3 protein-coding genes and 1 pseudogene are annotated in these 10,647 nt (G+C 64.3%); all 4 read right to left on the reverse strand.

All coding sequences use genetic code 11. From position 1 onward, the window contains the following. Positions 1–451 precede the first annotated feature (451 nt). Complete coding sequence (locus HCR68_RS13360) at positions 452–2,215, reverse strand: ATP-binding protein (RefSeq protein ID WP_167150282.1); 1,764 nt, start codon at positions 2,213–2,215, stop codon at positions 452–454. An 11-nt stretch (positions 2,216–2,226) separates the two neighbouring features. After that, the gene (locus tag HCR68_RS13365) at positions 2,227–6,948 is read right to left on the reverse strand and encodes a class I SAM-dependent DNA methyltransferase (protein WP_167150284.1); all 4,722 of its coding nucleotides are present in this window, start codon (positions 6,946–6,948) and stop codon (positions 2,227–2,229) included. Then, positions 6,948–9,935: a helicase-related protein gene (locus HCR68_RS13370; protein WP_243859140.1), complete on the reverse strand. Its 2,988-nt coding sequence runs from the start codon at positions 9,933–9,935 to the stop codon at positions 6,948–6,950. Before HCR68_RS13370 ends, HCR68_RS13365 begins: the two co-directional genes overlap by 1 nt. Positions 9,936–10,521: 586 nt before the next feature. Further along, a pseudogene (locus HCR68_RS14355) lies at positions 10,522–10,647 on the reverse strand (IS630 family transposase); the annotation flags it as partial.

Here is a 10,647-nt window from a genome sequence, read left to right on the forward strand (position 1 = left end):
CAGGTACGGACTCACCCAGCAGATTCTACCGCCGTCTTAGTGCCCCGAAACGACCACCCCACCCCCAGAATCCCAACGAAAAACCCCACTCTGAAACACAAACCACCCCAACCTGTGCAACTCAGGTATGAGATCGATTACGGAATGCTGATAGTCCTCGTCCTCGCTGTCAACCATCGACGTGAGTTACTCCGCCGAAGTTGAACTTCGTTGTTCACCAGGTGAGTGACACAGAGGAGAGCTCAGAAAGAACTTGTGCCGATGAGGCGTCATTTCTTGCCTAGTCTAAGCCATTAAACGGCATATGGCTTAGACTAGGCAAAAAGACTTCATGGATTGCACTACAACTTATCGTCGAAGTCAATCGCAAATTACCTCAAGTCAAGTGCAGCAGCCGAATAGGCAATGATGAATCGCTTGACACGCGCATACTGAGGGTACGCAGAGGGGACTATCGTAAGTCCTTGGATATGCTGCTGAGTAGAATTTGGAACTCCTGGGCTAAATCTGAACTGGATACTTTCCCGAGTCTCTGTTTGGTTGAATAATTCTTGGTGTATTGTTTGATGAGCTCGAGTAGGCGTTTCCCATAGATGTGTCGCATAGATCCGTCTTGGTTCCACTCATTCCACAAATCGTCGGAGATCGGTGAGCGCCCATCACGTGAATGGTAGAGGCTATTAGCCTCAGCTCTTTTGGAATCAAACTTTTCGCGAAGATCCTTCATATTATCTTGGATACACTTGTCGATGATAGCTCGAGCTTCTTGTTCGGTAACTTTCAAGGCTGCAGCTAAGTACTCGGGCGTGCAATAATAGCTCTCCGTATCAGACATGCGAGGTATGAATGTCACCATTCCAGCATTCTCGTACGGTTCAGCCCATGTTGCCAGCTCCTCATCGGTCATACAGTCCCGATCGCGATGAATTATTATAGTGGCATCCTTATTCAGGATATGCATGAGTGAGTTTATTTGCTTCACCTTAGGGGCGTTTTTTAAACCATTATACGGAAGAAGTGAGATGTCCCGCGAATTCGGGATGCTATCAAGGCATTGCTTGAGAGAGGAATCTTTCTCGTCCTCGGTGTAAACGATGATTTTTGCATCACGATCAAAGGAGTCGAGGGCTTCAAGGTCCAGAAGTACCTCGCTTAGTTCTCTAGCGTCTGAATCTGCGACCCGCCCGTCTTTCATCCAAACCACGCGCGTACCTTCTGGGGCAGCCGTGATCATGTGCCGAGAGTGTGTAGTGATAACAATGCGGCATCCCAGCGACTGTGCGATTTCATCAAAAGTGGCAGCCATTGTTTTTTGCCATGATGGATGAAGGTGGCTGTCGGGCTCATCGATAAGTAGTACGGTGGGCTCGAAGAGCAATGCATAGGCTGCGATTTGGGTGACCTGAAGGACTCCAGTTCCCCAGAGGTCTACGGGAAGAGCTGCACCTCCGTTTAGTGACAGCGACACCTCAATAAATTGATCGTGAGCGTCATTGAATTCGACCTGGAACTCCACCTTGCTGGACAGTATTGCTGACGTAATGTCCTCCAGACGTGCAATCTGGTCACGTTCTTTAAGGTGGTAAACAATATTTCTGAAAACGAGATTAGCTTCGCCTCCTGCTGCCATTCTTAGGATAGATCCAAAACTCTTGTATTCCTCGCGGTGTGGAATTCCAGTTAGGCCGGGAACGTAGACGCTGAATAGCCTGCTAGGGTCAGCAATTTGAGGGCGCAGTGGCGAGTTCTTCGTGTACTCCACGCCTGCGTTATTGTGATTTCTGGCTTTATACATCTCAATATTGAAAATAATGGGATCGTCGCCCGAAATGGCCTCGAACGTAACAGTCCCTCTTGAGCGACCTTTATTGTTCTCGTAGGGACGCTCATGTCCAAGTTGTTCGAAGTGTGCCGTCGGCGAGTAACGTAGGTCACTTTCTGGGACTACTTTCTGTCCTTGCTCGACGGAAATCTGCATGCAGCTTACCGCAGTGTGAATGGCCTGTAATACACTGCTTTTTCCAGAATTGTTTCCTCCCACCAAATATGTAATGATGTTGAGGGGAACTTTGGCTTCAGAAATTCGCTTGAAATTTTTAACTTCGACAGAGTTGATCTGAAAGCGTTGTTGCAGCGTCGCTGTGGGGGTATTGTCATTTTTCGTGCTAGCTGTTTCCTGGGTGGTTGGTTGGGATTTATTTTCGAGGGCGGTCATTTGTTGCCTATCTATCGGTTTGTTAGGGCGGTGTGGATGCGGCGGAAGTCGGATTCGCGGTCGCGGATGCGGAAGGGGAGGTCGTAGACGTAGGAGACGCCGGAACCCGGGTGAGTGTGAGTGCGCTCCGATAATGGCATGTCCTCGTTGGAGGTCGGACGCTGGCGCTTCTCCCAGGCCTGGCGGACCGGAGTCGGCAGCTGGCGGCCATTCGCGTCATAGACATAAGCGCCCTGGCCCCGGCCTTGGTCATAGTCGTAGAGCACCGCGAACTGGGTGCGGTAGATCGTGCACAAGTCCTCGATCGGCACACCCAGCATCATCGCCACCATGACATCGATCTCCGCCTGCGCGTTCCGACGATCCTCAGCCCGACGTAACGGCGTATCCTCCGTCCACTCCGGGCCAATCGGACGCTCGTCATGGCGTTCCAGGATCGGTGAATCAGTTTTGAATGACTCATCCCAGCACTCCGCCCACAGGCCTGCATAGGCGTCCGTGACGCAATTCAACCGAAGCGATCTTAGTGTGATTCGCCTTGCTAGCGGTGATGTTGGTGAAGGCAGTGGAAGACGACTTATCGCGCGTTCTCGAATGTTGGTGTTTGCACCTGCTCTAATCAATAGGTCGCTGAGTAGGGTGGATAGTGTTGCGGAAACAAGTAGAGTGTCTTTCGGCGTATATGAGGCTGTGGAAAACAAGCCGTCAATGTGTGTTGGGCCCGGAGGTATAATCGCAGCCGCGAGTGTCCTCTCTCCAGTGAGGGGTGCCATTCGCCGCCAGGCGATGCGGTAGTGGTCGCGGGCAGGAGAGTTGTCCCAATGGGTGTAGAGGCGGTCGTAGGTGTCGCGATCGCCGGCAGGCTTGTACTGAGTGGTGGGCTGTGCGTTCGCAGGCAGGGTTTCCAGGTCGGTTGAGGTCCAATCCAGGAAGTTCCGCATAGTCTCGTTGGGCTGTTTATACAGCGGGGTTGATACGTAAAGGTGTGGTCCCTGAAGAATGGCGTTGTCCCACGAGGTTGAACCCCACTCTTTCGAGAATATTCCTTTCTGGAAGTCTGTTGTCTCGTTCCATCCGGTTGAGAATTGGAGGTCGAGGCTGCCAGTGCGTGGTTGGTTTGCTAACGTCGCAAGCGTACGTGCTGCCGCCGAGTTGACTGTGGATACCATCGGAGTGCAGCGCCAATAGTCTGCTTCCGTCACTGACTGCCAGGTTTTCAATGCAGGTTCATCAATGGTTTCAATGCGGGCAGCGTGCGGACGTAGATCCCACGTGCCGGTATGGGGATCCTTGAATCCGGGTTCCTCGCCGCTGCCGTCGTGTGCCAGGGAGCGCAGTGCGGTCTCGGGGTGATAGAGCGAGGTGGCATGAAGGAACGAAGGCTCCCTTTCGGTGCCGTAAACGTGGATGCCGTAGATCTTCTGATTTTGGATGTCGAAGAGTTGGAGTTCGTTGATGAACTGCCAGTGGCGTCGCAGGTGTCGGTAGGCGGCTGCCCGTAGTCCAGGAGTCTTAGCGTCAGTGAAATGGGTCTCCATATGGATGAGCGAGGCGATACCTCGTTCGCTCTGGTGTTCCCAGACCTGGCACATGAAGGCCCGATAGAGGTCAGGGCGCCCTTCCATGAGGGGATAGACAGTCTGACCGCTGATGAACTCGGAGAGGACCTCGGACTCGGCGGCGCCGTCTAGCACGATACTGAGCACATCAGGGCGTGCGAGAGTGCGTGGCATCCGCTCGTTCCTTGCTGCCACTGACGGTTTCTTCGCCAACACCCACCACGGATCGCCGTCGGCCAGAAGCGTCTCGACTGCGACGTCAGGCCTCACCCACGGTGGGTTCCCCACCTGGAGGTCGAAGCCGCCGCGGGCGAAGACGGTGGCGAAGTCCAGCTCCCAGTGGAAGAAGCCCTGAGCCTCGGCCACGCCCCGCACGACCTCCAGCCACTCGTGCTCGGTGGCCACAGCCTCGACCTGGCGGGCGCCGGCAAGACCGAGCTCCACCTCCTCCATGAAGTCCAGCTCAGCCCAGGAGGAACCCTCCACCAGGGTCCCGTCGGTGCCCTTGGCGTCCTTCACCTGCTTACCCAGAAGCGCCTCCAGGGCGCCCAGCCACTCGTCCAGGCTCGGCGGCGTCACCTGCGTGGTCAGCGGCCAGAACCACAGTGCGCACCACGCGTCCATGACCAGCCGCAGCCGCCGGTACGCCGAGTTCGGCGCCGCCAGGTAGGCCTCGATCTCCTCTCGGGACACCGTCGAGCCGGCGTCGGCCCGCGCCTCCCGGCCCCACAGGTCGATGCTCCGGGAGGCCTCCGCCTCCGCCACCCGCAGGCGCCGAAGCGTCAGCTCCCACAGCACCTCCACGCGGCGGGCCAGGGCCGTCAGTCGTTTGGTCTGCGCGGCGCTCGGGGCCTTCCTGATCTCCGTGCGCCAGGTCTTGAGCGCCTTGAGCCGCTCAGCGTCAACCAGGTCCCGCACCTGCTTGGGCACCTCCACAGCACTGCCCCAGCCCTTGGCCGGCAGCAGGAAATGATGGATGCTGCCCGAGACGTCGAGCGCCCCGCCCAGACGGTGCCGGGAGGCCCGGGCGTCGTCGTCGAGCACGGCCGCCACCTGGCTCAGCGGCTCGGCCACCGGCGCCACCGCCAGCCAGGCTCGCTTCCTCAGCTGGGAGGTGGAGTACAGGGCCCTGCGTGCCCCCACCAGCGAGTTGCCGCGACGCAGCCGCAGCCCGAACCACGGGGCCGCCAGCCCCTCCACCATCGTGTCCAGCCACAGGGACACCTCTGCCAGCTCCACCGCCGTCGCATTGAGATCCACCCCGTACACCTGGTGCAGGGCCAGATACGCCTTCACCTTCGCCAGCTCCCGAGGCCGCTCCTCCGGATCCACCCGCCGACCCAGCTCACGCTCACGCCGCGAGAGGTACTGCTCCGCCAGCTGGCGCACCGCCTCAATCGCGAAGGCCCCCGAACCCAGCGCCGGCTCACACACCGTCAGGTGCAGGATCTCCTCCGCGCTCGTCACCCGCCCGTCCTGATCCAACAGCTCGGCCAGCGCCTGCTGCACCGTGAAACGGGTCAGCACCTCCGGGGTGTAGAAGGACGCCGACCGCTGCCGGTCCCGCCCCGAGAGCCGGTAGACGAACTGGCCCTCCTCATAGGTGACGTTGCGGCGCTCGCCCGTCACCTCATCCTCCACCGTCACGAAGTCCTTCTCCTCCAGGCCCTTCATGACGTCTTCGGGCACCACCCACGAGCCCTTCGACGCGTCGCCGCCCGGCGCCACCTCCCACAGCCGCTCGGTGGCGAAGGAGCCCGAGTAGCTCATGAGCCCCTCATAGACGGCGCCCAGCTGGTTGATGCCCAGCTCCACGTAGGAGATGAAACCGCGCCCGCTCTGGCCGTTCTCCCTGGTCAGCAGCAGATGGCGCAGCACCCGCAGCAGGGCCCCGTTGCCCAGGCCCACCTCGTCGATGAGGCCGGTGGCCTCACGGCGGAAGAGGTCGGCGCGCATCGGCCGGAAGACCAGGCCATCGAAACCGCCCTCCTCCTGGGTGGACACCTCCGCGTTGTGGCCCTCATCGACCAGGCGGAAGAGCCGGTCCAGGGACTCGTAGATGTGCGTGCCCGCCTGGGAGGACTCCTCGTGCAGCTCGGTCAGGGCCAGGTCGCGCAGACGGTCCAGCCCGTAACCGGCGTCGTACTCGGCGGCGCCCACCGGCAGGACCCCCAGCTCAGGGCTCGCCTCCGCGTACAGCAGGAAGATCACCCGGTAGATGTAGCGCAACGACTGCAGCGCCAGGTCCTGCGCCCGCTCCTGCGGTAGCGGCTCCAGGCCCCGAGCGGCCCGACGGCGCACCACCTCATTGGCAATGATCTCGATCGACGAGCGCACCCCCTCACGCAGGTCCTTCGAGACCCCCACCGTGTGGGCCGCCGAGTCCTCCAAGGTGGCCGCCCACCACGTCTCCCCCTCCGCCGTCGGCACCAGAGACCGGGCATCCAGGCAGGTCAGCGCCCGCTCCACCTCGCCGCCGCGCCTGGAGTCATCGCGCTCGACGACGAGCTGGACGCTCACCGCCAGCCAGCGGCCCTCCGGCCAGCGCTCCCGCTCCGCCACCAGCGCCCACTGACCCGCCAGGACCAGGGCGAAGGCCGGGCCGTGCTCGTCGGTCATGAGCGTGGACAGAGCCCGGGACACCGACTCGACCGGCTCGGCCCCCTCCAGCACCGGGGCGGCGGGATCGGCCAGGTCCACCGGCTCCCACGCCTCGGTGAGCGTGGGGGCGTCCTTGACCAGCAGGTCCTCCACCGTCGTCACCGGGCGAGCGCGCAGCAGCGCCAACGGCGCCGGGCCCTCATCGCCGACCGGCCGCACCAGGGTCACCGGGCCGCGCTCGACCATCCGGAACTCCGCCGAGGCGAAACCCAGGATCTCGCGCAGGAGCGCATCGAGCTCCCCGGCCGCCTCCAGGGCGGAGCCCGTCAGGGACTCGGAGTCCTCCGAGGGCAGGGCCGCCAGCAGCTCGGCCAGCCGGGAGCGCTCCGAGCGGAACCGGGAGCGCGGCGTCGGCGTCGGCTCCGAGCCCGGGGCGGCCGGCTTCTCCAGAGCCTCCCACTCCTTGCGCCGCTCCAGAACCCGCGCCAGGAAGGACTCCTTGGTGGCGTCCGTGGTGAAGTAGTGCTCGCTGATCCAGTCCTCGCCCACGACCAGCGCGTCCGACACCGCCATCAGAGCTCTCCTTCCGTCCCGAAGTCCTGAGGCACCACGACCAGCAGCGGGCGCACCAGCGTGTGCGCCGGCAGGTGCTGGTCCATGAGCTCGCGCTCCTGGGCCACCGTGAAGCGCTGGGCGCGCAGGTGCCGGTTCTGGACCAGGAGACCCGCCTCGTCATCCCAGGCGTTCGCATGCTCCGCCCAGGCGTCCACGCGCTCGCGGGCCTGCCGGCTCGCCGCCTCCACCGTCAGCGCCATCTGACTCTCGGCCGCGTCCACCGCCGGGGCGATAAGCGCCTCCAGCAGGCCGGTCTCCCGCACCGGCCCGGAGTTCCTCAGCTCGCGGGAGATGCCGGCCGCCGCGAACATGGCCGTGGGGGAGGGGTGCACCTGCCCGATCGCCACCGCCGTGGGCAGCCGGCCCGCAGCCAGGTCCGCCCGGGCCCCGGCCGCGTCCAGGAAGGGGAAGGCGGCGCTGACGCACACCATCGACACCGTCCGACCCGCACGATTCGTCAGCGTCCCCAGCAGTAGGACGGTCGGGGAGTCCACCTCGCCGCGCACCGCGAACACCGAGGAGCGGCCGAGCTTGGCCAGGACCCGGTCGCCGGCCCAGTCCAGCACCGGGTGCAGCGGCCCCAGGTAGTGGGCCTCCGGCCATGAGGAGTCCGAGGAGTCGCGCAGCGCCTCAGTGAGCAGGCGCGCGCCCTTCTTCTGCGTCGTCGCCAGCAGCAGGTGCTCCTGGACGCGGCGCTCGCGCAGGTAGGACTGCGGCAGGACCGACAGCCGGTGACGCAGGCCCGCCGGGGGCACCATCTCCACCACGTGCTGCGTGCCGTGCTCGCGCCAGGAGACGCCACCGCCGCCGGTCTGGCGCTGCTCGGCCTCCTCGGGGCGCTCGTAGAGCTCGGTCAGGGCCTGGCGCAGGTAGTCCAGCTGCGTCTCGTACAGGATCGAGGTCGGCAGCGGGGTCGCGGGCTGGACAGGGCCGGCCGGGCCTGCCGGGGCAGCGGAGCCGGAGGCGTCGACCGGACCGGTGGAGTCGCCAGGACCGGCGGGAGCAGGATCGGCCGGATCGGAGGAGCCGCCGGGATCGGTGGGCTCAGCGGCGTCGTCGGCCCTGGCCTCGGGCGTGCCCGTGAGGGTCGCGAACAAGGCCGCCATGGGGTCCAGGGCGAGGGCGTCGTCGGCGTCGGGGACGACCTCGTCAATATCCGTGCCGGCCTCAAGCGCCTCACGGATCGCCGCCTCCTCCTTCTCACCCGAGTACAGGCCCATGAGGGAGGCGGCGTCCCCCAGGGCCCGGTGCGCCTGGTCCTCCTTCTCCATCAGGCGCGTGAGCACCCGCACGTCGCCGGAGAAGCGCGCGTCCGACGGGTCCAGCAGCAGGGTCGTGATCTGCGGCGAGACGCTCTGGCCGTAGCGGTCGATGCGGCCGTTGCGCTGCTCGATGCGGATGAGCGACCAGGGGATGTCGTAGTGGATGAGCTCATGGCACTGGGCGTGCAGATTGACGCCCTCCGAGGCCACGTCGCCGGTCACCAGGACGCGCACCGGCGTGTGCGACTGACGGAACTGCTCCACGATCTCCTGCTGCTCCACGTCCGACAGGCTCCCGTGCATGACGCGCACCGCCTCCGCAGGCAGGTTCAGGTCCTCGCGCAGGTGCTCGGCCAGCCAGGTGAGCGTCGCGATGCGCTCGGCGAAGACGACGACGCGCTCGGTCGAGGAGCGGGAGATGCCGATCCGGCGCAGCTCGGCTAGCAGCGCCTGGTACTTTCCCGACGCCGTCGTACTGGCCTCGGTGGCCAGCTCGCGCAGGTGGGACAGGGCCTGCGACTGCTCCGAGGGCTGGGAGCCGGCCTCGGCCGTCCGGCGGCGCCGGGCCAGGCGTTCGTCGATCGTCTGGATGAGCGCCGCTGGAGAGGACAGGAAGGACTTGGCCAGCGTCCAGGCGAACAGGGCGTCGCCGCGCGAGCCCGACCGCCCGCTGCCCGGCAGCGCGGCGCCGTCGGAACGGTGCAGCCAGGTGCGCGAGAGCTCGACGGCCACCGCGTCCTCAGCGGGAGAGGGTCTCACCAAGCGGTTGACGGGGGTCAGGCGCTCCTTCCAGCGGCCGCCGACCACGTCACGCACCTCGTCGGAGTGGCGGTGGCGGCGGATGACGAGGCGACGCACCGCCTCCTCATCGAGGCTGCCGTCGGCGTGGACCGCCGTCGGCTCCAGCAGACGGATGAGCTCGGCGAAGGACTTGGGGTCGCCGTTGTGGGGCGTGGCCGAGGCCAGGATGAGGGCGTCGGTCTGGCGGGCCAGGATGTCCGCGAGCCGGTTGTTGAGCGTGCCCTTGTTGGTGACGTTGTGGGACTCGTCGATGACGACCGCGTCCCAGCGCTGCTTGCGCAGGTGGTTGAGGTAGCGGTCCGACTTCAGCGTGTCGATGGAGATGATCGCCCGGTGGAACACCGAGAACGGGTTGCGTGAGGCCGGCACCGAGCGGCGCACCCGCTGGATGCCCACCGAGTCCAGGCGCACGAAGGGCAGTGCGAAACGCGACCACATCTCGTGCTGCATCTGCTCCAGCACGTGGCGGGGCGTGACGATGAGGATCCGCTCGCCCCGGCCGCGGCGCACGAGCTCGGCCAGGATCATGCCGATCTCCAGGGTCTTTCCCAGGCCCACGGTGTCCGCCAGCAGGATGCGCGGGCGCAGGTTCGCCGGGTCCAGGGCCTGGCGCACCGCCGTCAGCTGGTAGGTCAGGGGGTCCGCCAGGACGTCGCCCACCACGGCCAGGTCCGTGGAGGTCGCCGGCAGCGCCGTCTTGCGCAGCGTCGCCTCCAGCCACAGTCGGGAGAGCCGGTGGCGGGTGGAGGTGTCTGCGATGACGCGGGTATGGCGGGGGTCCACCGGGACGATGCGGTCAATGCCGGCGGAGAACTGCGCCGTGGTGTCCCGGACCAGCTCGGACAGGCCCTGGACGGTCACCAGCGTGCCGTCGGACGTCATAGAAACCTGGGTGACGAGCCAGTCCTCATCGCGCACCCGGACCACGGAACCCGGCGCGACATCAAGGGAAGGGGCAGGATCCGTTGCCGTATCCGGGGGAGTAGGGGGCGCCGTTGTCACGGAGACGATCTTAAGACGCGGGGGCAGGTGGTCGAGACCAATTCGGGGCGGTGACCGATCTGTGACCTGCGGGGGCGACGGCCTCCGGGGCGTGTAAGGCGGCTGCTCGTGGGGGTTGCGGGGCGAATTTGTCCGTCAGGGACGACTTTGAAGCCGTCGCGGATCGGTCGGAGTGTGCAGGCGTACCTGAATGTCGTGTTGTGAAGGCCTGTCAGGTGCCGCGGACGCACCATAGGGCTCGCGGGCTGACCCACAAAGGTGAGTCGCCGGGCCTGATGGTGCGTCCGCGACGGGGATGAGGCCGCTGTGTGCGAGGCGGGGCCGATGCCTGCGAGGGGGCCGGCCTCCGCCTCAGCGGCGGGCGAGATTTCAGGAGTAGTCGGTCGGGTCCAGGCTGGAGTGAAAGTGCTGCTCAGTCATGGAAGTGGTCCACAGTCGGCGTTCGGTCTTGATGCGGCCTCGCGTGCTAGTGTCGCGTGTCGTTAGTTTGTTTTTGGTTGGCATTTGGTGAGGATCTCGTCGGGGGTCTTGGTCCAGGCCAATGGGTGGCAGCGTTGGTTCCAGCCGTTGATGAAGGCGCGGATCTTGGCGT

The sequence above is a fragment of the Actinomyces sp. ZJ308 genome, from assembly GCF_011752065.1.
Taxonomy (GTDB): Bacteria; Actinomycetota; Actinomycetes; order Actinomycetales; family Actinomycetaceae; genus Actinomyces.

Coding starts and splice junctions, on each gene's coding strand:
- HCR68_RS13370 (WP_243859140.1), bottom strand. CDS start 9,935: ATGACGTCCGACGGCACGCTGGTGACCGTCCAGGGCCTGTCCGAGCTG.
- HCR68_RS13360 (WP_167150282.1), bottom strand. CDS start 2,215: ATGACCGCCCTCGAAAATAAATCCCAACCAACCACCCAGGAAACAGCT.
- HCR68_RS13365 (WP_167150284.1), bottom strand. CDS start 6,948: ATGGCGGTGTCGGACGCGCTGGTCGTGGGCGAGGACTGGATCAGCGAG.